Source organism: Rhodococcus spelaei (genome assembly GCF_006704125.1).
GTDB classification, from domain to species: Bacteria; Actinomycetota; Actinomycetes; order Mycobacteriales; family Mycobacteriaceae; genus Rhodococcus_G; species Rhodococcus_G spelaei.
Genome location: NZ_VIGH01000003.1, coordinates 57,308 through 78,381 on the forward strand (window position 1 = coordinate 57,308; position 21,074 = coordinate 78,381).

The following is a 21,074-nucleotide window of genomic DNA, read 5'->3' on the forward strand; positions in this document are numbered from 1 at the left end:
GGGGGTACATGAACACCTCCGAAACCAAGCTGCCGCGCGAGATCTGGGTGCTGGTCTCGGCCAGCTTCGTCATTGCACTCGGCTTCGGCATCGTCGCGCCCGCTCTCCCGCAGTTCGCCCGCAGCTTCGACGTCGGTGTCCTCGCCGCGACGATGGTCATCAGTTCGTTCGCCCTGATGCGGCTGCTGTTCGCGCCGCTCAGCGGCACGCTGGTGCAGCGGTTGGGGGAGCGGCCGACCTACCTGACCGGTCTGCTGATCGTGGCAGCCTCGACCGGTGCGGTGGCCTTCGCGTCGAACTACTGGCAGTTGCTGCTGTTTCGATCCATCGGCGGCATCGGCTCGACGATGTTCACCGTCTCCGCGCTCGGGCTGCTGATCCGGATCACCCCGCCCGCGATCCGCGGCCGCGTCTCCGGTCTCTACGCCACCTCGTTCCTGTTCGGCAGCATCGGCGGCCCTCTCGTCGGCGGCGCCTTCGTCGGCTTCGGACTGCGGGTGCCCTTCCTGATCTACGCGGTGGCGCTCTTGATCGCGGCGGCCGTGGTGTACGTGAGCCTCCGGGAGTCCGCACTCGCGGCGCCCGAGAAGGCCTCCGGGGTGCCTGCGATGACGTTCCGTCAGGCGGTGCACTCGTCGACCTACCGGGCGGCACTGCTGTCGAACTTCGCCAATGGGTGGGCCGTGTTCGGCGTCCGGGTCGCGATGGTGCCGCTGTTCGTGGTCGAGGCGCTGCGTGAGGACGCGGCATTGGCGGGCATCGCGCTGACGGTGTTCGCGGTGGGCAACGCACTCGTGCAGCTGCCCGCGGGCCGGTTGTCGGACGAGCACGGGCGACGGCCGTTCGTGCTCGTGGGGCTGGTGATCACCGGGGTGTGCACGGCGGGCCTCGGGTTCAGCCCCAACCTGTGGGTGTTCCTCGCGCTGTCGGCGGTCGCCGGAGTGGGTTCCGGGTTGATGAACCCAGCACAGCAGGCCGCGGTCGCGGACGTGGTCGGTGCGAAGGCGCGCGGCGGGCCGGTGCTGGCCGCGTTCCAGATGGCCTCGGACGTCGGGTCGGTGGTCGGTCCACTCGTCGCCGGCGCGTTGGCGCAGAACCTGTCGTACGGCACCGCCTTCGCGGTCACCGGTGCGTTGACCGTCCCCGCGTTCGCCGCGTGGCTGCTCGTGCCGCGGACGGTCGCGCAGCCGTCAGCCGGGGACGCCGCCGATGAGCAGACCGACCAGGTAGGTGGCGCCGACCGCGACCGCGCCGAAGAGCAGTTGCCGCACGGCCCCACGGACCTTGGACTGCGACGTGAACCCGGCGGCGAGAGCGCCCGCGACGAGTAGGCCGAGGCCGCCGAGCGCGAGTCCGGTGGGGAGCGAGTCGAATCCGAAGAGGTACGGCAGCAGCGGGATGACCGCGCCGATCGCGAACATCACGAACGACGACCCGGCGGCCACCAAAGGCGACGGCTTCTCGGTGGGATCGACGCCGAGTTCGTGCGTCAGGTGAATGGTCACCGCGCGCTCGGAGTCGCCGTGCACCTCGGTGGCCGCGGCGCGGGCCGTTCTCTCGCTCATCCCCATGTCCACGAACATCCCGACCAGTTCCGCCTGCTCGGCCTGCGGATGTCTGGCCTGGGCGCGGGTCTCCACCCGCACCTCGGCGTCGATCTGCTCGTTCGCCGTCGACACCGAGGTGTACTCCCCGAGGGCCATCGAGAAGGCCCCCGCCGCCAGTCCCGCGACGCCGCTGAGGACGATGGCGTGCGCGTCCAGTCCGCCGCCGCCGACGCCCGCGAGCAGCGACGTGTTGGTCACCAGCCCGTCCATCGCGCCGAACGTCGCCGCGCGGAGCCAGCCGCCCGACACGTTCGCGTGGGTGTGGTCGAACTCATGCGGCAGAGCACCGCCGTGCGGGTCCATGACCGCGAATCTACGCGCGACCTCGGTACCGTGGGACCCGTGTTGATTCGTGTCGTCAGCCTCCTCGCCCGCCTCGGACTCGCCGCGGTGTGGTTGATCTCGGGTTGGATCAAGTTCGCCGACCCCACGCAGACGGTGGTCGCCGTGCGGGCCTACCAACTGCTGCCCGAGGACCTGGTTCGCCCGGTGGCGTCCGCGCTGCCGATGCTCGAAATCGCACTCGGTCTGCTGCTGGTCGTGGGCCTGGGTGTCCGGCTGACCGCCATCGTGTCGGTGCTGGCCCTGGCCACCCTGATCGCCGCGGTCGCCTCGGCCTGGGCGCGGGGCCTGTCGATCGACTGCGGCTGCTTCGGCGGCGGTGGTGCGGCCGACGTGGACGGCTGGGACTACGCCCGGGAGATCGCCCGGGACGTCGGGTTCATGGCCCTCGCGGTGTGGCTGATCGTGTTTCCCCGCAGCCCACTCGCGCTCGGCCCGCGCTCGCGCCCCCAAGTCTCAGTGCCGGCTCAGCAAGAGGTGGCAGAGTAACGAGCCGTATACGGAATCGGACCCTAAGGACTGCAACTGTGAGCGCGAAGAAGGTCAAGCCCGTCAAGTACTCGCCCCAGCCGACGTCGAGTCGCACGACGTACATCCTCGGCGGGCTGGCGATCGTGGTGATCGCCGCGGTCGTCATCGGTGGGGTGTTGTGGAACAACAACCGCAGCAAGCCCCGCAACGAGGGCTACGGCGGGGTGTCGAACTCGGCGGTCCAGGTCGCGATCCAGGAGGACGGGGTAGTCCGCCTGGGAACCCCGGGCGCGACGACCACCATCGAGGTCTTCGAGGATCCGATGTGCCCGTACTGCGCCGAGTTGGAGAACACCAACGGCCAGGAGATCGCGCAGAAGATCGACGAGGGCACCCTCGCCGTCCGGTACCACACCCTGGACTTCCTGAACCGGCTCTCCGCCAGCGGTGACTACTCCAGTCGCGCGGCCGGGGCGCTGCTGTGCGTCGCCGACAGCGGCAACGCGATCGCCTACTCGAGCTTCCACTCGGCCCTGTTCTCGCCGGCGAACCAGCCGAAGGAGAACGGCAAGTCCGATCACAGCAATGACGACCTCGCGCAGATCGCCAAGGACTCCGGCGCCGACGACGCGACAGCACAGTGCATCTCGACCGGCGCGAAGGTGGCCGACGCCACCGCCGCCGCGGAGAAGGGCAGCGCAGCCCTGGCGGCGAGCGGTGCCCGCGGCACGCCGACGGTGATCAAGGACGGCACCATCATCGACGCCCTGGGCGACGTGAACTGGGTGACCAAGCTGAACTGACCCGGCGGACCGGGGGACAGACGAACGGGTATCGGGTAGGCCATCTCCGAGGGGTATGGCGGATCCCGGTACCCGTTCCCTTTCTCCGGGTGTTCGGGCTTTGACCAGCCGATTTGTTGGCCGCGCTCGCGATGGTGTAACTTTTTCCAAGCAAGCGGGACACGGTTTCCGACTGCGACAACTGAACACGGGGCTATGGCGCAGCTGGTAGCGCACCACACTGGCAGTGTGGGGGTCAGGGGTTCGAGTCCCCTTAGCTCCACAGAAAGAAACCCGCTCTGACAATCCGTCAGAGCGGGTTTTTTCTGTGTCGGCTCACTCGTCTGCCTGCAACCTCAATCCGGCGAGCAGTAGGTCGAGTCCCGCCCGGAACTGGTCGCCGTCGTCGTGGCCGTCGAACTCGTCGACGATGTAGTGGATGTACGGGTGTTCGTCGGGGTCGAGCGCCCGCCACTGATTTGCGAATCGAGTGATGTACTCCGCGCCGGTCACTGTGCCGTCGGCGACCTCGGGCGGGATCTGCTGTCCCAGGTCGGTCGCGGTGCCGATGACGAATCCCAACACTGCGGAGACGCCGTGGAATGTGTCGCGTGGGCTCAGGCCCAGTCGCATCACCTGTCGTCCGAGGCTCTCGTACAGGTGTAGTCCGTTGGGCTGGACTCCGGTGTCCCGCATCAGGTAGCCGCCGAGCCAGGGGCGATCGACGACCGCGTCGAACAGGGCGACGGCGATCGCTCGGAGGTCGGCTATCGGGTCGTCGGTGTCGGGGAACTGGTCGGTCCGCGCCACGACGTCGCCGAGAACATGGTCGGTGGCGCGGTCGAGCAGTTCGTCCTTGTTGGACACGTACCAGTAGATGCTGGCCACGCCGCCGCCGAGCCGTGCGGCGAGTGCTCGGAACGTCAGGGCGGATTCGCCTGCCTCGTCGAGCAGGGCGACGGCTTCGCCGATCACGGCTTCCATCGAATGGGACGTGCGGCGCCGTCCACTGGCTCCTGCCGACCATCGGCCGCGACCTCGGCAGCGGCACCACTGCCCTGCAGTGGGTCACCGGCGCCTACTCGCTGGTGTTCGGCGGACTGCTGCTGACCGCCGGATCGATGGCCGACCGGCTCGGCCGGCGCCGGGTGCTCCTCGTCGGACTCGCCGCATTCGGCCTGATCAGTCTCGGTGTCCTCGCCGTCACGTCGACCGGGGAGTTGATCGCGTTGCGTGCCGCGCTCGGGCTCGCCGCCGCAGCGATGGCGCCCATCACCAACTCCCTCGTGTTCCGGCTTTTCGGCGACGACGCGCTACGGATGCGGGCCATGACGCTGATGATCGTCGTCGGCATGAGCGGCTTCGTTCTCGGCCCTGTGCTCGGAGGCACCGCATTGGCGCACGTCGGCTGGGAGTGGCTGCTGCTGGTCAACGCCCCGATCGCGCTCGTCGCCTGGATCGGCGTGCGACTCGGCGTCCCCGCCGACGATGCCGCCGGGCTGACCTCGGATCGGCTCGACCTGCCGGGCGCGGCCCTGAGCATTCTCGCGATCGGCCTCGGCTGCTACACCCTGACCGCCGGCGTCGAGCACGGCTGGATGTCCGTGTGGACCTGGGCGTCGGCTCTCGGCGCCCTCGGTGCGCTGGTGGCGTTCGTCTGGCACGAGCGTCGTACGCCCGACCCGATGCTCGACCTCGGTCTGTTCACCACCGGCACGGTGCGTGGTGCCGCCACCGCGCAGGTCGCTACGTCGATCGCGATGGCGGGCGTGATGTTCGGCCTCATCCTGCACTTCCAGTACGCCTACGGCTGGAGTCCGATGCGCGCCGGATTGGCCAACCTGCCGATGATTCTCACGATGATCGTCGCGACACCGTTCTCGGAGTTCCTGACGAAGCGTTTCGGGCATCGCATCGCGTGCCTGATCGGCGCGGGATTCCTCGCCGCCTCGCTGGCCGGTATGGCCTGGGGTGTGCAGCACGGCTACCTGGTGATCGCCGTGTGCATGGTGCTGATGACCATCGGCCTGCGGACGGTCATGACGATCTGCGCAGTCGCACTCGTCGATGCGATGCCGGACAATCGCACGTCGATCGGCGCAGCGCTCAACGACACGGCGCAGGAAGTCGGCACCAGCATCGGTACTGCGGTGATCGGCACCTTCATTGCGGTCCTGGTCACCACCAGCCTTCCTACCGGGATGTGGAGCAGTGGGCTGGTCGAGTCGTTCTTTCACGGCGAGCGGATCGCCTACGCGGTTCTCGCGGTGGTCGTCGGCGTGATCGCGACCTGGGGTGCGCTGACACTGACCGACTCGCGATCGACCGATGAGCACGGGTGAGGGTGATCTACGCACGACGTGGTGCCGTCGGGAGGTCACAGAACGTCAACGGTTCCCTGAGAACTGCCACGAAGCCTGGCCTCGCCCCGCTCGCCTCTGTTTCACTTGGGGCGCTTGTGACCAGTGTGACTCGTGTACAGCGCAGTGAAAGGAGAGTGGTGCAGCGGTCATCCCGCACGCACCCATCCGGGATGAAGAAGACCCTCGTGACCGCCGGCCTCGTCGCCGCCTCACTGACCGCCATGCTGGTGCCCGGTGTGGCCGCCGCCGACCCCACCACTGCCCCCGCCACCCCGGCCGCCGAAGGCGCCGCCAACCCGACGCCGCTGACCGGCAAGACGGTCTTCCTCGATCCCGGACATCAGGGCACCAACCACAGCGAGAACTTGTCCAGGCAGGTGGACGACGGTCGCGGCGGCAAGAAGGACTGCCAGACCACCGGAATGACCAGTCTCGGCGGCGTTCCCGAGCACACGATCAACTGGAACGTCTCGCAACTGGTGAAGACCAGCCTCGAGACCCTCGGCGCCAAGGTCGTGCTCAGCCGCGCCGACGACTCCGGGTGGGGCGGCTGCGTCGACGAGCGCGCCCAGGCGGCCAACAAGTCGGGCGCGGACCTCGCGATGAGCATCCACGCGGACTCGACCACCACGGGTGCGGACGACAAGGACCACGGCTTCCACCTGATCGTGCCGACGCTGCCGGTGCCCGACGCCAAGGTCCAGGCCGTGCAGTCCACCACGGGCCTCGAGGCGTCGAAGCTGATGCGCGACGCCTACGTCAAGAACGGCTTCACCGCGGCGAACTACGCGGGCGTGGTCGACGGCATCCAGAGCCGCAGCGACATCGCCGGTCCCGCGCTCACCACCGTGCCGCTGGTGTTCGTGGAGATGGGCAACGGATCCAACCCGGACGACGCCGCGGTGCTCGACAGCCAGCAGGGTCAGCTCAAGCACGCGATCGCGATCGTCACCGGCGCCGTGAACTACCTGATGGGCGTCACCAGCAACACCGCCACCACCCCGGCCGCGACGACGACTCCGGCCACGGCCGCCCCGAGTACCACGGCACCGGCCGCGGCCACCGAGACCACGACCACGACCACGACGCCGGCGCCGGCGACCACGACCACGACCGCCACGCCGGAGGCGGCGCAGGCGAACATCATCACGCAGGGGCTGGCGACCCTGCAGACCCTGCTGCAGACCTTCGGCCTCGACGGGCTCAAGGACTTCGCGACCGCGGAGAACCTCGGAGTGTTCGCCGAGCTGATCAGCAAGCTGCTCGGCGTGATCAGCGCTCCGCAGGGCTGACCGTCACCCGGTAGGCCACCGACAGACCGAAGGCCGGACACCTCTCCGGGTGTCCGGCCTTCGGTCTGTTGCGGTGTCGTGGTGGGTCAGCCGGCGAGTGAGCCGGTCGAGCCGCTGCCGAGCGACCCGCTGCCGAGCGAGCCGAACCCGGACAGCGAGCCTGTGCCGCCGCCGAACGCGTCGATCACCCGCTCCATGCAACCCTGTGCGGCGACGGTGATGAGCGCGACCGGACCGCCCGCGACCGCGGCCAGGCGCTTGCCCGCGGCGTTGACGAAGACGATGACATTCTCGAGCGAGAGTTCGCTGGTGGTGTTCCCGACGAGCGCGCCGAGACCGCACTCCCTGATCGCCTTGACCACGACGGTGCCCGCCGACGACTGGGCCGCCGTGTCGACGTCCTCCCTGGCGGCCGGGCCGACCACTCCGGGCGAGTTCGCGGGTGCGACGGGTACCTCGCCGACCTTCGTGGCGGTGGTCGAGTCGGCGATCGAGACGACCGCTGCGGGATTCTCGATGCCTCGCGGGTTCTCCGAGGCGTTGGCGAGACCCGTGCCGAGCCCGAGCGCCAGCAGCAGGGCGGTGAAGAATATTGTGATTCGCTTGGTGTTCATCCTGTGTTCCCCCGAAGTATGTTGTGTACGAGATGATTTCGTGCCGCGTCGAGGGACCGTGAAATGCCCTGTAACGCAGCGCTATTACATCGAGATACACAGGCTGCTGCAACACCTTGGTCGGCCGATGTGACCGGACCGGCGCTGACCCCGCTCTATGACCGCAGCCACGATTGCGCCCCGATGCCGCACGCGTCACAGTCGGTTCCGCCCGCCTAGGATGAGTGGTCGATTCGAGGAGGGTGTGAACGTGGCCAAGCGGCGGATACCGGTGATCCTGGTGGCCGGGTTTCTCGGCTCGGGGAAGACGTCCCTGCTCAACCACCTGCTGCGGGGCCGGCACGGGGTGCGGATCGGCGTGATCGTCAACGACTTCGGCTCGGTCAACATCGACTCGATGATGGTCGCGGGCCAGGTCGACTCGACGGTCTCGCTCAGCAACGGTTGCCTGTGCTGCGCGGTCGACGTCAGCGAGATGGACGCGATGCTGGATCGGCTCGCGCACCCTCGCTCGGACATCGACGTCATCGTGGTCGAGGCGAGCGGGCTCGCCGAACCCCGCAACATGGTGCGGCTGATCCTCGGCAGCGAGAACCCGCGGATCGGATACGGCGGCCTGGTCGTGCTCGTCGATGCGGCGGAGTTCGAGGACACCAGGACCCGGCACCCGGAACTCGACTTGCACGTGCGGATGGCGGATCTGGTGGTGCTCAACAAGACCGACCGGGTCTCGCCATCGGAACTGCAGCCCATCTGCACCCGCGTCGAGGCGCTCAACGCCCGCTCGCCGGTGCTGCCCACCGCCCACGGCCGGGTCGATCCCCGGTTGCTGTTCGACGAGGTGGCCCGCGCCGACGACGGCCCGCGGCAGCTGAGCCTCGACGAACTGCTGGCGGAATCGCACGACCACGGACACGACTGCGGTGACCACGCGCACCTGCACGACCACTACGAATCCGTGACGTTCGCCAGTGCGCGGCCGATGGATCCGCGGGCCCTGGTGGACTTCCTCGAGGATCCGCCGCCGGGCCTGTACCGCCTCAAAGGCTTTGTGTACTTCGGCATTCCGGGTCACACGCTGCGGTACACGGTGCAGACCGTCGGCAGTCACATCCGCTTCGAGACGGCGGCCTGGCGCCGCGGGCAGTCGCGCGCGACGGAACTGGTGCTCATCGGATCAGGACTCGACGCCGACGACCTGAGGCGGCGCCTCGACGACTGCGTCCGGGAACACGAAAGCGGTGCAGAGGCCATGACTGGCGTGCACCGCTACGTGGTGGAGAACTAGAAGTCAGGGACGCGTGGCGCGCCTGCGACGCTGGTTGCTGCCGCCGCCCGACCCCGGGGTCTCGCTGCTGTACATCACCGTGGGCTGGCCGGACCCCTGACCGCGCCCGCGGCCGCCCGAACCCCGCCCGCCGCCGGAGGAGGCGCCTTCGCCGCCGCGGCCCGCGCCCGAACCGGACTGCCCGCGTCCGCGGCCGCCACCCTGGCCGCCGCCGTTGCGGGCACCGCCACCCTGACCGCCGCGGCGCTGACCGGCGCCGGCGCCGCCACCACGGCGGCCGCCGCCCTGCCCCTGAGGCTGGGTCGCGGGCTTGGGTGCGGGCACCACGTGCGGCGCGATCTCGCCGACCAGCTGGTTGACCGGATCGGAATCGGCGGTCACCTGCTGCGGGGTCACCTTGATGGCGGCCTTGCGCATCAGGATCGCCAGGTCCTTGCGCTGCTCGGGCAGCACCACCGTCACCACGTCACCGGCACTGCCCGCGCGGGCGGTGCGGCCCGAACGGTGAAGGTACGCCTTGTGTTCGGCCGGCGGGTCCACGTGCACGACCAGCTGCACCTCGTCGACGTGCACACCGCGAGCGGCGACGTCGGTGGCCACCAGCACGCGTGCCTCGCCCGCGGAGAACGCGGCCAGGTTGCGGTCACGCGCGGCCTGGGAGAGGTTTCCGTGCAGATCGACCGACGGGATGCCCGCCTCGGTGAGCTGGCGGGCGAGCTTGCGCGCCTGATGCTTGGTGCGCATGAACAGGATTCGGCGACCGGTACCGGAGGCGAGCTTGTGCACGAGCTCCTTCTTCGCCTCGACGCCGGCGACATCGAACACGTGATGGGTCATCGCGGCGACAGGCGAGTTGGCCTCGTCGACCGAATGCAGCACCTCGTTGTGCAGGAACTTCTTGACCAGCTTGTCCACCCCGTTGTCGAGGGTGGCCGAGAACAGCAGTCGCTGGCCGTTCTGCGGAGTGGCGGACAGGATCCGCGTCACCACCGGCAGGAAGCCGAGGTCGGCCATGTGATCGGCCTCGTCGAGGACCGTGATCTCCACGGCGTCGAGCGAGACGAACTTCTGCTTCATCAGGTCCTCGAGGCGACCCGGGCAGGCGACGACGATGTCGACCCCGGCCTTGAGTGCCTGCACCTGACGGTGCTGGGACACGCCGCCGAAGATGGTGGTCACCCGCAGGTCGTAGGCGGCCGCGAGGGGCTCGAGCGTCGCCGAGATCTGGGTGGCCAGCTCGCGGGTCGGCGCGAGGATCAGGCCGACCGGGCGGCCCGGACGGCGGTTGCCGCCCGCGAGGTCGCCGGCGAGGCGGGCGACCATGGGAATGGAGAAGGCCAGCGTCTTGCCACTGCCGGTCTTACCGCGGCCGAGCACGTCGCGACCCGCAAGGGTGTCGGGCAGGGTGTCGACCTGGATGGGGAACGGCGAGGTGATCCCGCCGTCGGCCAGCGCCTTGACGAGGGGTTCGCGCACGCCGAGGTCGGCGAAGGATTGCGTCATTGTGGTCGAGTGCCTTTCGGGCATCGGGTTGCGCTGGGCACCGCACGGGAGGACCACTCGGTCCACACGTGAGAGTCAGCACAAAAGTGGCGAGATTGCCGGTGGGCAAAATCGATCGCCGCAAGAAGAGCTCGTGCTGGGTGCACAGAGGAAACGTCCACGACGTCCGGCGCAGAAAGTCAGCGCCAAGTGATCCCCAGCATAGCCGAAGAACGGACCCGCCTCGGCGTAGTCTGCGTCACACCCGTGCTACAGCCCCACCCATTCCGTGACCCCGTCCGCGAAGTGCTGACGCTTCCAGATCGGCACTTCGGCCTTGATCCGTTCCACCAGGAGGGCGCACGCGGTGAAGGCCTCCGCGCGATGCGGCGCGGCGACCGCCGCGACGAGTGCGAGATCTCCCACCACGAGCGCACCCACCCGGTGCACCGCGGCCACCGGCAGCCCCGACTCCGCGGACACCTCCTCGCAGCAGCGCCGCAGGAAGCGTTCCGCGTCCGGGTGGGCCTGGTACTCCAGGGCCGAAACAGCCTGCCCGCCATCGTGGTTGCGTACGACGCCGCTGAACAGGACGACGGCGCCGTGCTCGGGACCGGCGACCGCTGCGTCGACCGCGCCCAGGTCGAGGGGTTCGGACGAGATGCCCGCCAGCAGTTCACTCATCGTGCATTCCTCCGCCCGCGACCTGCGCCAGGAGATGGTCGAGGACCGGCTCCAATACCGAGATGCCGTCGCGCACACCGCCGGGCGAGCCCGGCAGGTTCACGACGACCGTCCGTCCGGCGAGGCCGGCCAGCCCGCGACTGAGGGAGGCGTGCACCGTCTTCTCGGTTCCCTTGCGGCGCATGGCTTCCGCGAGGCCCGGTAGTTCGCGGTCCAGTACGACCCGGGTGGCCTCGGGGGTCTGGTCGGTCGGCGAGGCGCCGGTGCCGCCGGTGCTCACCACCAGCGACGGTCCGCCGGTGAGGGCGTCCGCGAGTCCGTCGGCGATGTCGGCGTCGGCGTAGACCAGAGGTCCGCGCACCGAGAATCCCTGTGCCGACAGCCAGTTCGCCAGCATCGGGCCGGTGGTGTCCTCCCGGGTGCCGTTGGCGCCGCCGGTCGATGCAACCAGCACCACCGCCGAGCGGTCGCCCGGGGAGGGCGCCTCGACCGCCGTGGCGGGCCGCGTGGCGTCGGTCTCGCCGCGAACCCAGTGTCCGCGCTTGCCGCCGTCCTTGGTGAGCAGTCGCACCGCGTTCAGGCTGGCCGCGGGGTCGACCGCCTTCACCATGTCGTGCAGCGTCAGTCCCGCTACCGCGACGGCGGTCAGCGCCTCCATCTCCACCCCGGTCTGTCCGGTGGTCTTGGCGGTCGCCTCGATCGTGATGGCGGTGTCGGTGAATCCGAACTCGACCTTCACCGACGACAGCGCGAGCTGATGGCACAGCGGGATCAGTTCCGACGTCCGCTTGGCGCCCGCGATGCCGGCGATCCGGGCGGTCGCGAGCACGTCGGCCTTGGGCATGTCGTCGGCGCGGACGAGCCCGATCACCTCGGCGGTGGTCTGCAACTCGCCGGCCGCGACCGCGATCCGGGCGGTGCTCGCCTTGGCGCCCACGTCCACCATCCGGGCCCGGCCCTCGCCGTCCAGATGGGTCAGGTTCTCGGTCACAGTTGCCACACCCGCACGTCGTCTCCCACTTCCATTGCCGTCACGTCCGCCGGGACGTCGATCAGTACGTCGGCCCTGGCCAGCGCCGCAACCAGGTGCGATCCCGGTCCCGATTCCAGTGTCACACCCCCGTCAACGCGCCGCCCACGCAGGAACTGGCGCTTGCCCGCCGCCGAGGTCAGGGCGACCGTCAGCGGCGCGCGCTCCTCGGCCACCGGCGCGAGGCCACCCGCCCGTCGCAGTTCGGAACGGGCGAACACCTCGAACGAGACCAGCGTGCTCACCGGGTTGCCGGGGAAGTTGAGCACCGGCACACCGTCCACCTCGGCCAGGCCCTGCGGTCCTCCGGGCTGCATCGCCACGTGCCCGAACCAGCCGCCGAGCGGGGTGAGCACCTCGCGCACCACCTCGAACTCGCCCATCGAGACACCGCCCGAGGTGATTACCGCGTCGGCGGATGCGATTGCGCGGTACAGGATTTCGCGGAACTGCTCGGGGTCGTCGGTGCTCCGGTCCACCGAGACCACCTCCGCGCCGTTGGCCGCCAGGCTCGCCGAGAGCGCGATCGAGTTGGAGTCGTAGATCTGTCCGGGCCGCAGCGGTAGGCCGGCCCCGACGAGTTCGGCGCCGGTGGTGATAACCGCGATCCGCGGGCGACGCAGCACGGGCACCTCGACCATCCCGACCGCCGCGAACATCGACAGGTGACGGGCGGTGAGCGTGGCGCCGGCGGCCAGCAGCAGGGTGCCGGCGCGCACATCGCTGCCGCGCTCGCGCACGTACTCGCCCTCGCGCCGGGCAACCCGGACGGTGACGGCGTCGGTGGTGGACTCGGTGTCCTCGACCGGCACGATTGCGTCGGCGCCCTCGGGTACGGGTGCGCCCGTCATGATCCGGACCGCGGTTCCCGGCTCGAGGCGGGCCGGGCCCGCGTCCCCGGCCGCGACCGTCACGGCCACCGGCAGGGTGACCGGCGCGTCGGTCACCGACGCCGCGGCAACGGCGAATCCGTCCATCTGCGAGTTGCGGAACAGCGGCAGGTCGAGGGGAGAGTGCACGTCGTCGGCCAGGACGCGGCCGAGTGCGGCGGTGACCGCGACGAGCTCGGTTCTGCGTGCGAGGGCGGGTTCGAGGAGTGCACGAACGCGGCTCACGTGCTCGTCGACGGATCTGCTGGTCATGGCCCTCCCGGTGGCGTGATGCACCATACTAGGACGGCAGACGTAACACCGAGGTCGGCGGCTGTAACACGTCGGCGGTCATACTGGTCACGTGAGTGAGAAGGCGACGCGATGACGGCGACGGTGCGGCCGGTCCACATCGGGTTGCCGCGCGTGCGCAGCCTCGCCGAGATCTCCGACCGTCCCGAGGTGCCCGGACTGGTCGATCGGTTCGGTCGGGTGGCGAAGGACCTCCGGGTGTCGATCACCGAGAAGTGCTCGCTGCGCTGCACCTACTGCATGCCCGCCGAGGGACTGCCGGAGATTCCGCAGCATCGGCTGCTGAGCGCCGACGAGATCGTGCGCCTGGTGCGGATCGCGGTCGAGGACCTGGGGGTGGACCAGATCCGGTTCACCGGTGGGGAGCCGCTGATGCGGCGTGACCTCGAGGACATCGTGGCCGGCTGCGCCCGCGCAGTTCCCGGCACCCCGCTGTCGATGACCACGAACGCGGTGGGGCTCGAGCACCGCGCCCAGCGACTCGTGGACGCGGGCCTGACGCGGGTCAACATCTCGCTCGACTCGATCGACCGCGCGCATTTCGCCGAGCTCACCCGCCGCGACCGCCTGCCGTCGGTGCTGGCCGGGATCCGCGCCGCCGCCCGTGCGGGCCTCGCGCCCCTCAAGGTGAACGCGGTACTGATGCCCGAAACTCTCAGTGGGGCAGGCGATCTGCTCGCGTGGTGCCTCGCGGAAGGAGTGCATCTGCGCTTCATCGAGGAGATGCCACTCGACGCGGACCACGCCTGGGACCGCTCCTCGATGGTCGACGCGCAGCGGTTGCTGGCGGTGCTGGGGGAGCGGTTCGACCTTGCCGAGGTCGGACGCGAGGACCCGTCGGCGCCCGCCGAGGAGTGGCGGGTCGACGGCGGACCGGCGACGGTCGGCATCATCGCCTCGGTTACCAGGAACTTCTGCGCCGACTGCGACCGGACCCGGCTCACCGCGGAGGGCACGGTGCGGTCCTGCCTGTTCAGCGACGAGGAGGTCGACCTGCGCGGCGCGATGCGGTCGGGGGCGAGTGACGAGGACCTGGCCGGCATGTGGCGCGGGGCGATGTGGAACAAGTGGGCCGGGCACGGCATCGACACGGCGGATTTCGAACCGCCGCAACGCAGTATGGGGGCAATCGGTGGCTGAGCGATCCGTGGCGGTGCGCTACTTCGCGGCGGCGGCGGAGGCTGCCGGCTGCACCGAGGAGGACGTCCGACTCGACGAGGGCGCGAGCCTCGGTGACCTGCGCGCCCTGCTCGTGGACCGGCACGGCGCCGGCATGGAACGGGTGCTCGGGGTGGCCGCCTTCCTGCAGGACGACGAGCTGACCCGCGATCTCGCGCTGGCCGTGGCCGCGCGGGTGGACGTGCTGCCGCCGTTCGCCGGCGGCTGATCAGGACCGGTTCTCGATCGACCACTGTTCGAAGGTGACCGTGCCGCAACGGTTCTCAGGTGTCAGGTTCAGGCCGGCGCGCAGGAATCGGCCGGGCGGGCCGGGCACCGGCAGGCCGAGCACCAGTGCCCGGCTCCCCGTCACCCGTTTCCAGGTCTCGGCGAGCTCGCGCATGGTCGCGACCTCCGGTCCGCCGACCTCGATCCGGCTGCCGGGGGACTCGGCCAGCGCCGCGTCGGCGAGCGCCCGGGCGAGGTCGGCGGGGGCGATCGGCTGGAACCGCGCGCCCCGGACCGCCGGCAGGACGCCGATGCGGGCGGTCGTGGCGAAGATCGACCGCAGCAGCGTGTGGAACTGGGTGGACCGCACGATCGTCGTGTCCAGGCCGGATGCGGCGTAGATCCGCTCCTGCTCGGCGATGGCGTCGTAGTAGGAGAACCGGACCTGGTCGACCCCGACGATCGACAGCAGCACTGCGCGGCGCACACCCGCAGCCTCGGCCGCGCGGGTCAGGTTCCGGGCACCCTCGGTGAACACGGGTCGGGTCTTGCGGGTCTGGCCGTTGACGGCGGAGACCAGCACCTCCACGCCGTCGAGCGCGGCGGCCAGGCCCTCCCCGGTGAGCAGGTCGCCGGGGGCGTGCTCGATGCCGGCGACCGCCGGCGCCGGCGCGTGCCGGCTGAGTACCCGCACCCGCTGCCCGCGGGCGTGCAGCTCGGCGACCACCGCGGCGCCCGCGGTGCCGGTGCCGCCCACGACGAGGACGGTGCTCATCGCGTCACCTTCCACCAGTCGTCGAGCGGGGTGACGGGCACCGAGCGCTTGTGCCGGGTCGCCAGGAACATGCCCTCGAGCTTCGTGGCGACGGCATCGGTGACCTCGCGGCCCTCGAGGTAGTCGTCGATCTCCGAATAGCGGAGGCCGAGCGCCTCCTCGTCCGGCAGTGCGGGCCGGTCGTCCTCGAGGTCGGCGGTCGGGACCTTGCTCCACGTGCTCTCGGGGGCACCGAGGTGCGCGAGCAGCGCCGCACCCTGCCGCTTGGACAGTCCGGTCAGCGGGGTCAGGTCCACGCCCCCGTCGCCGAACTTGGTGAAGAAGCCCGTGATCGCCTCGGCAGCGTGGTCGGTGCCGATCACCAGGTGGCCGAGCTGGCCGGCGATCGCGTACTGGATCACCATCCGTTCACGCGCTTTGATGTTGCCGCGCACGAAGTCTCGCAGTTCACCGTCGTGACCGATGATCTCGTGCAGGCCGTCCGCGCTCTCGGCGGCGGCCGCGTCGGTGCTCGGCTTGATGTTCACCACCACCGAGCGGTCCGGCGCGATGAACTTCAGCGAGACCTGGGCGTCGTGCTCGTCGGACTGCACCCCGTAAGGCAACCGGACGGCGACGAACTCCGCCGCGTGTCCCTCGGCGCGCAGCTCGGTGACGGCGAGCTGCGCGAGCCGTCCCGCGAGGGTGCTGTCCTGTCCGCCACTGATGCCGAGGACGAAGCCCTTGGCCGGGGTCGAGCGCAGGTAGTCCTTGAGGAACTGCACCCGCTCGCGCACCTCGGACGCCGGATCGATGGTCGGCTTCGCGCCGAGTTCCTGCAGGATACGAGCACGCAGTGTGGCCATGCGGGCCACTCTAATAGAGTTCGGGGCGTGACCACCCAGCAGATTCTCGTCGTGTCCGCCACCGCCGCGGAGGCCGCGTACGTTCCGTCCGGTTTCGACGTGCTGGTCACCGGAATGGGCAAGGTCGACGCGGCGGTCGCGGTGGCGCAGGCGCTCGGCCGGTATCCGGAGGGTGCGCGGCCGCTTGTGGTCAACATCGGGACCGCCGGGGCGCTGCACGACCACCACGCGGGTTTGTTCGTCCCGTCGACGGTGCTCAACCACGACATCAGCGCCGAGGTGCTCGCATCGCTGGGTTATCCGGTCCGCGACCGCATCTCGATCGACGGCGGCGACGGGACGGTGCTCGCGACCGGTGACATGTTCGTCACCGACCCGGTGGTGCGCGCGGATCTCGCGGCCCGGGCGGACCTGGTCGACATGGAGGGGTTCGCGATCGCGGCGGCGTGCGACCGGATGGGCGCTGCGTGCCGAATCGTCAAGCACGTCAGTGACAGTGCCGACGACTCGGCGCTGGACTGGCCCACCGTGGTGGACGCCAGCGCACGAGTCCTCGGTACCTGGCTCACCGACAACTGCTGATCTCTCTACTGGGCGTGCAGTCCCAGTCCGTGACCGTCTGCGCGCATCAACCGCAGTCGGTCGGCGTCCACCGTCGCGGTGGTCTGTCCGTCCAGGACCGTCAGCACCGCCCGTTCCACGTCGGCGACCTCGCCCATGCACGCCATCCTGGTGGTGGCCAGCGGTCCGAAGGTCACGGTGTCGCCGGACACCTGGGCCGTGCCGGTGAATCGATTACAGCCGGTGGACCCGGTCACGTTCCCGTCGGGCGCGATAGTCAGTGTGGGAGTGGACTGTTCGAGCGCCGCGGAGGTGGTGATGGCGTTCGGGTCGATCGTGGTGTCGACCACCCAGGTGGTGCCGACGAGTGGGCGGTCCGGCTGCGCGACCTTCTTGTCGAGCAGGGTGACGGTGGTCGAGTCGGAACGCAGGGTCAGGGTGTCGTCGGTCAGGCTCCAGGCGGGACTCGCCTCGAGGAGCGAGGTCATCCAGGCGTCGGCCTCTCCTTTGTCGCCGATGCAGGCCATCATCGTGGTGGCGAGCGTTCCGGTGGTGAGCTTGCCGTCGCGCAGGTCAACGGTGCCCGAGGCGCGGTTGCAGCCGGCGGTCGCGGAGATCCGGTCGGGCTCCACGAATTCGACGGTCAGCGGTCCGCCGCCGGGGATCGGCGTGCCCGAGACAGTGGTCGAGACGAAGGTCCGGTTGAGCAGGTCGTCCTGCGGTGGCGGTGACGCCGGCGTCTGGCCGTTCGAACATGCGGTGAGGGCTGCGACGGCCAACAGTGCGGGAACGGCTGCTCGGAGGATGCGCATCCTCGGAGCCTAGTGAAGTCACGGCGCGCGCGTGACGCGTCGCACGAGATCCTCCCAGCTGTCGGCGATCCGGTCGATCGGGATGTGCAGGCTTCGCACCTGGTGCAGCACCAGGCTGGCCTCGAGCGGGGCGAGCAGGCTGATCGCGAGGAGTCGAAGGTCGCCGTGCGTGTCCGCGGCGGTCAGCAGCGTGACGGTGTGGGTCAGGCCCACGTTGCGGGCGGGTCCGCCGAAGCGGAGTTCGGGTGCGGTCTCCACCGCACGCAGGACGTCGCCCTGGACCTCGACCATCGACAGTCGGGCCCGGCCGTAGGCGACGAGTCGGTCGACGGGATCGGCGCCGGGACCGAGCGGTGGCGGGCCGAACATGAAGGCGTGCTGGAGTTCGGTCTCGGTGTGGTCGAGCAGGGCCTGCATCAGGCCGGACCGGCTGCCGAACCGGCGGAAGACTGTGCCCTTGCCCACACCGGCCTTGGCGGCCACCGCGTCCATGGTCACGGCGTCGGCTCCGCGCTCGGCGACCAGCATCGCGGCGGCGTCCAGCAGCAACGCCCGGTTTCGTGCGGCGTCGCAGCGTTCGACCTCGTGTGGGTCGGCCATGGGGACTTCGGTGGGCTGCACGCCGCGATCGTACCCCGTCGGGAACATAAGTGGACCGCGGTCCGGTTGGTTGGTATACCTAGATGGACGACCCCGCACCACACGAAGGAATTCAGCACCTATGTCACAGACCCGAGTCCTCGCCCTCGTCGGTAGCCTGCGCGCCGGCTCCGTCAACCGCCAGCTCGCCGAGACCGCCACCCGCACCGCGCCCGAGGGCGTCGAGGTCACCGTCTACGAGGGCCTCGCGGAGGTGCCCTTCTACAACGAGGACATCGACGTCGCCGGCACCATCGCCTCCGTGGAGGCGCTGCGCGCCGCCGCGGCCGAGGCCGACGCCCTGCTGCTGGTCACCCCCGAGTACAACGGCACCATCCCCGCCGTGCTGAAGAACGCGATCGACTGGATCTCCCGGCCCTACGGAGTCGGCGCGGTCAAGGACAAGCCGGTCGCCGTGATCAGCGCCTCGCCGAGCCCGAACGGTGCGAAGTGGGCGCACGAGGACACCGTCAAGGCCATCCGGATCGCCGGCGGCTCGGTGGTCGAGGACTCGTCCATCTCCATCGGTGCCACCGCCGAGAAGTTCGGCGCGGCCCATCCGAGCGAGCATGCCGAGGTTTCCGGTCAGGTCGCCGACGTCGTCGCCGGCCTCGCCGCCGCCGCGGGCGAGCTCGTCAACGCCTGATACTGCAACACCTTTCGGCCCCGTCCGGCGTCCGCGCCGGGCGGGGCCGTCGCCGTGCGGGTCTCGCATCGCCTTCACTCGCCGAGGTCGAAGAGGCCCTGGTTGTCGGGGTGTTCGACAGTCCACCGCACGTGTGTGACGAGTGGCTCCAGGCTCAACCTGCTGACCGCGGCTTCGAGCAGACGGTCGTCCCGTTCGGTGGCCGTGAGTTCCGCAACGACCTTGACCTGGCCCGCGCCCGGTGTGTCGAACGACTGTACCGACCGCAGTCGGAACTCTGGCCGGGTTATCGCCTGCACAGTGAGTCCACGCACGTGCGCTTCGGCGTCTTCGCGGCAGGTCACCTCGAATCGGTAGTCGGCCGACGGCAATTCGCGTCCGGTCTTGGCCGGCTGATGGTCCATCAGCCGACCGAGCGGGCGAAGCAGCGTATTGGCCGCCATGATCGCCACCGTGCCGATCACCGCGACCCAGTACATGCCACCCCCGGCGAGCGCGCCCACGGCGGCAGTCGCCCACAAGGTCGCGGCCGTGTTGAGCCCGGTGACCGAAGCGCCCTGCTTCATGATCACCCCGGCGCCCAGAAAGCCGATTCCCGAAACGATCTGTGCGGCAACCCTGGTCGGATCGCCAGGTCCGTCGAAGCTGTATGCGCCCATGATCACGAACAGCGTCGCTCCGAGGCTGACCAGGGCATTGGTTCGCAAGCCCGCGATTCGTGCCCGCCACTGTCGTTCGATCCCCACGGCGGCGCCGAGGCCCAGGCCCAGCGCGACACGGAGGAGAATCACTGTTGTATCCATCAAATTCCTTTCCTGCCGGCCACCGATCGGCGGGTGAACCCACGCCGCGTGGCGGGGCAGCGGTGGCCCCGGTGGTGGCGCGAGCCGAATGTCGGACGAGGCGGTCAGCCGGCCGGTGCCGGGGCGGGAGGGGTGTTCAGGTCGTTGGCGAACTGAATGCCACTGACGATCGCGACTGGACCGCCAACGAGGATGGTGCCGGCGACGGCGCCAATCGCGCCCGCCGCGGCACCGGTGACAAGGCAGCCGCCGATCGCGCCGGGCACCGTCAGTGTTCCGATGGTGGCGACGGTCGCGCCCGCGCCCAGGATGGCGCCACCGGCGATGCAGCCGATTCCGGCGCCCACCGCGGTGCCGATCAGGCTGCCGATCGCCACCCCGAGGCTGACCTCGGCGCCGAAGTTGGTCAGGGCCTGGTTGAAGTTGGCGTCTTTGGTGGCATCGATGCTTCGGAGCGGAAGCCAGGTGTTCTCGAGCGGTCGGGCGACCGCGGGATCGGTGCTCGGCGTCAGGGTCGCGGTGTTGCCGTCGATTCGTGCGGCGATCGGCCATTGCCTGCCGTCCCGCTGGTACGTCAGCGGGACCCCGGCGACCAGCGTGCCCGAACCGTCGAGCACCTGGAACTGATCACCTCGGACGGTGAGCGATCCGGTATCGGTGGTCAGCACTACGGATTTGTCCACCAGAGCGGCCTTGTAGTGGATTCCAGGCAGCACGTCGGCGCTCACCGTCGAGTTGTCGGGCCGGTCGGTGCGCGCCGGTGCCGCCCCGGCGGTAGCCGCCGTGATGCCCGTTGCGGCGACAACGACGGCGGCGGTCGCGGCGAGCTTCTTGATCTTCATGGGTGTCAGTTCCCGTCTCTCGGACGAAGTGAAGATTTGGACATGATTTCTTGCTGCCGAACACAGTTGGCTGTCGGCGTGGGGGTCACCACTGGGTTCCGCCGCCGAGGGAGGCGGCGATGATCGACGGTTGGGTCCAGGACGCACGTAGGTTCGCGCGCTGGGGAGGGGCGCGGCCGGTGCAGCAGTCGTCGAGCATCGCAACACGGCATCGTGCGACGAGCGAGCACCCGATCGGGTGTCGTACGGGTCGCCTGTGCGGGTGTTGTCAGGTTCTGACGGCGGGGACCAGGCCGTGTCCGAGTGGGAACACAACAGAATTCGGACAGGGACTGTCGCTGGTACTCAACTGTGTTCTCACCTCCTCGCGGCTGGGACGCACGGGGGCGTCGAACCAAATGCAGGCAGGGAGACCCAGAAGCAGAATCTGGGCGGGCACCCCTCTCGTCAGAGCTTCGGCACTGCACGACGTGTCTCGACCGATCGAGAAGCCACTTCGGATAACCCCTTAATCCGGGGAGATCTGTCCTAACCTTGGGCGTCTTTCGACGTCGTCAGATCAGTGGCCTGTGTTCGTGCAGGAGCCTCACCTAGCGAGGTGCTTGCCGGGAAATACTGTCCGCCCGTTC

The 21,074-nt window shown here is 69.6% G+C and carries 21 protein-coding genes, 1 tRNA gene, 2 pseudogenes and 1 riboswitch; of the genes and pseudogenes, 11 read left to right on the forward strand and 13 right to left on the reverse strand.

The window, feature by feature from the left end; genetic code table 11:
* Positions 1-8 precede the first annotated feature (8 nt).
* Positions 9-1,184: pseudogene (locus tag FK531_RS06930) on the forward strand (MFS transporter); the annotation flags it as partial.
* Between the two features lie 6 nt (positions 1,185-1,190).
* Here the strand turns inward: FK531_RS06930 and FK531_RS22650 are convergent.
* Entirely contained in the window at positions 1,191-1,910 is a 720-nt protein-coding gene (locus FK531_RS22650) for a VIT1/CCC1 transporter family protein (RefSeq protein ID WP_142096894.1), read from the reverse strand.
* 39 nt (positions 1,911-1,949) lie between these two features.
* Between FK531_RS22650 and FK531_RS06940 the strand changes: the two genes are divergently transcribed.
* The 3 genes from FK531_RS06940 to FK531_RS06950 all read left to right on the forward strand — a co-directional run bounded on the left by FK531_RS06940 (position 1,950) and on the right by FK531_RS06950 (position 3,485).
* Entirely contained in the window at positions 1,950-2,438 is a 489-nt protein-coding gene (locus tag FK531_RS06940) for a MauE/DoxX family redox-associated membrane protein (protein ID WP_142096897.1), read from the forward strand.
* Positions 2,439-2,476: 38 nt separating this feature from the next.
* On the forward strand, positions 2,477-3,223 hold the full coding sequence (locus FK531_RS06945; protein ID WP_142096900.1) for a DsbA family protein: 747 nt from the start codon (positions 2,477-2,479) through the stop codon (positions 3,221-3,223).
* 189 nt (positions 3,224-3,412) lie between these two features.
* A tRNA-Ala gene (locus FK531_RS06950) sits at positions 3,413-3,485 on the forward strand.
* 53 nt (positions 3,486-3,538) lie between these two features.
* On the opposite strand, the gene FK531_RS06955 is transcribed toward FK531_RS06950, so the two are convergent.
* On the reverse strand, positions 3,539-4,186 hold the full coding sequence (locus FK531_RS06955) for a TetR/AcrR family transcriptional regulator (RefSeq protein WP_142096903.1): 648 nt from the start codon (positions 4,184-4,186) through the stop codon (positions 3,539-3,541).
* Positions 4,187-4,218: 32 nt separating this feature from the next.
* Between FK531_RS06955 and FK531_RS06960 the strand changes: the two are divergent.
* Positions 4,219-5,544 (forward strand): annotated as a pseudogene (locus tag FK531_RS06960) (MFS transporter); the annotation flags it as partial.
* Positions 5,545-5,735: 191 nt separating this feature from the next.
* Positions 5,736-6,857 (forward strand): N-acetylmuramoyl-L-alanine amidase, encoded by a 1,122-nt coding sequence (locus tag FK531_RS06965; RefSeq protein ID WP_142096909.1) that lies wholly within the window; start codon positions 5,736-5,738, stop codon positions 6,855-6,857.
* Positions 6,858-6,943: 86 nt separating this feature from the next.
* On the opposite strand, the gene FK531_RS06970 is transcribed toward FK531_RS06965, so the two are convergent.
* Positions 6,944-7,471: a hypothetical protein gene (locus FK531_RS06970; RefSeq protein ID WP_142096911.1), complete on the reverse strand. Its 528-nt coding sequence runs from the start codon at positions 7,469-7,471 to the stop codon at positions 6,944-6,946.
* Between the two features lie 250 nt (positions 7,472-7,721).
* Between FK531_RS06970 and FK531_RS06975 the strand changes: the two genes are divergently transcribed.
* Positions 7,722-8,759, forward strand: a complete 1,038-nt coding sequence (locus FK531_RS06975; protein WP_142098119.1) for a CobW family GTP-binding protein — start codon at positions 7,722-7,724, stop codon at positions 8,757-8,759.
* A 3-nt stretch (positions 8,760-8,762) separates the two neighbouring features.
* Here the strand turns inward: FK531_RS06975 and FK531_RS06980 are convergent, their stop codons facing one another.
* The 4 genes from FK531_RS06980 to FK531_RS06995 all read right to left on the reverse strand — a co-directional run bounded on the left by FK531_RS06980 (position 8,763) and on the right by FK531_RS06995 (position 13,097).
* Positions 8,763-10,262 (reverse strand): DEAD/DEAH box helicase, encoded by a 1,500-nt coding sequence (locus tag FK531_RS06980; RefSeq protein WP_142096914.1) that lies wholly within the window; start codon positions 10,260-10,262, stop codon positions 8,763-8,765.
* A gap of 249 nt (positions 10,263-10,511) precedes the next feature.
* Positions 10,512-10,925, reverse strand: a complete 414-nt coding sequence (locus FK531_RS06985) for a molybdenum cofactor biosynthesis protein MoaE (RefSeq protein WP_142096917.1) — start codon at positions 10,923-10,925, stop codon at positions 10,512-10,514.
* Positions 10,918-11,916: a bifunctional molybdenum cofactor biosynthesis protein MoaC/MoaB gene (moaCB, locus tag FK531_RS06990; RefSeq protein ID WP_142098120.1), complete on the reverse strand. Its 999-nt coding sequence runs from the start codon at positions 11,914-11,916 to the stop codon at positions 10,918-10,920. Before moaCB ends, FK531_RS06985 begins: the two co-directional genes overlap by 8 nt.
* A complete protein-coding gene (locus FK531_RS06995; RefSeq protein WP_142096920.1) occupies positions 11,913-13,097 on the reverse strand; it encodes a molybdopterin molybdotransferase MoeA in 1,185 nt (394 codons plus the stop codon). The genes moaCB and FK531_RS06995 overlap by 4 nt, the downstream gene beginning before the upstream one ends.
* A 111-nt stretch (positions 13,098-13,208) precedes the next feature.
* Between FK531_RS06995 and moaA the strand changes: the two genes are divergently transcribed.
* The gene (gene moaA / locus FK531_RS07000) at positions 13,209-14,276 is read left to right on the forward strand and encodes a GTP 3',8-cyclase MoaA (RefSeq protein WP_142096923.1); all 1,068 of its coding nucleotides are present in this window, start codon (positions 13,209-13,211) and stop codon (positions 14,274-14,276) included.
* Positions 14,269-14,523 carry a MoaD/ThiS family protein gene (locus FK531_RS07005; protein WP_142096927.1) on the forward strand — a complete coding sequence of 85 codons (255 nt, stop codon included), beginning with the start codon at positions 14,269-14,271 and terminating at the stop codon, positions 14,521-14,523. The genes moaA and FK531_RS07005 overlap by 8 nt, the downstream gene beginning before the upstream one ends.
* Here the strand turns inward: FK531_RS07005 and FK531_RS07010 are convergent, their stop codons facing one another.
* Entirely contained in the window at positions 14,524-15,297 is a 774-nt protein-coding gene (locus FK531_RS07010) for an SDR family oxidoreductase (protein ID WP_142096930.1), read from the reverse strand. It abuts the gene before it with no gap.
* Entirely contained in the window at positions 15,294-16,142 is an 849-nt protein-coding gene (nadE, locus tag FK531_RS07015) for an NAD(+) synthase (RefSeq protein WP_142096932.1), read from the reverse strand. The genes FK531_RS07010 and nadE overlap by 4 nt, the downstream gene beginning before the upstream one ends.
* A 27-nt stretch (positions 16,143-16,169) precedes the next feature.
* Here nadE and FK531_RS07020 point away from each other — a divergent pair, with 27 nt between their 5' ends.
* Positions 16,170-16,724: a nucleosidase gene (locus FK531_RS07020; protein WP_142096935.1), complete on the forward strand. Its 555-nt coding sequence runs from the start codon at positions 16,170-16,172 to the stop codon at positions 16,722-16,724.
* A gap of 5 nt (positions 16,725-16,729) precedes the next feature.
* On the opposite strand, the gene FK531_RS07025 is transcribed toward FK531_RS07020, so the two are convergent.
* Both FK531_RS07025 and FK531_RS07030 read right to left on the reverse strand, forming a co-directional pair.
* Complete coding sequence (locus tag FK531_RS07025; RefSeq protein ID WP_142096937.1) at positions 16,730-17,515, reverse strand: META domain-containing protein; 786 nt, start codon at positions 17,513-17,515, stop codon at positions 16,730-16,732.
* A gap of 18 nt (positions 17,516-17,533) precedes the next feature.
* Positions 17,534-18,115 carry a TetR/AcrR family transcriptional regulator gene (locus tag FK531_RS07030; RefSeq protein WP_142098123.1) on the reverse strand — a complete coding sequence of 194 codons (582 nt, stop codon included), beginning with the start codon at positions 18,113-18,115 and terminating at the stop codon, positions 17,534-17,536.
* Between the two features lie 121 nt (positions 18,116-18,236).
* Between FK531_RS07030 and FK531_RS07035 the strand changes: the two genes are divergently transcribed.
* Positions 18,237-18,800, forward strand: coding sequence for an NAD(P)H-dependent oxidoreductase (locus FK531_RS07035; RefSeq protein WP_142096940.1), 564 nt, complete (start codon positions 18,237-18,239; stop codon positions 18,798-18,800).
* Between the two features lie 74 nt (positions 18,801-18,874).
* Here FK531_RS07035 and FK531_RS07040 read toward each other — a convergent pair whose 3' ends face one another.
* Both FK531_RS07040 and FK531_RS07045 read right to left on the reverse strand, forming a co-directional pair.
* Positions 18,875-19,603 carry an MgtC/SapB family protein gene (locus tag FK531_RS07040; protein ID WP_142096943.1) on the reverse strand — a complete coding sequence of 243 codons (729 nt, stop codon included), beginning with the start codon at positions 19,601-19,603 and terminating at the stop codon, positions 18,875-18,877.
* A 104-nt stretch (positions 19,604-19,707) separates the two neighbouring features.
* Entirely contained in the window at positions 19,708-20,445 is a 738-nt protein-coding gene (locus tag FK531_RS07045; RefSeq protein ID WP_142096944.1) for a DUF8020 domain-containing protein, read from the reverse strand.
* A 432-nt stretch (positions 20,446-20,877) separates the two neighbouring features.
* Positions 20,878-21,050, reverse strand: a riboswitch (M-box (ykoK) riboswitch).
* Positions 21,051-21,074 lie beyond the last annotated feature (24 nt).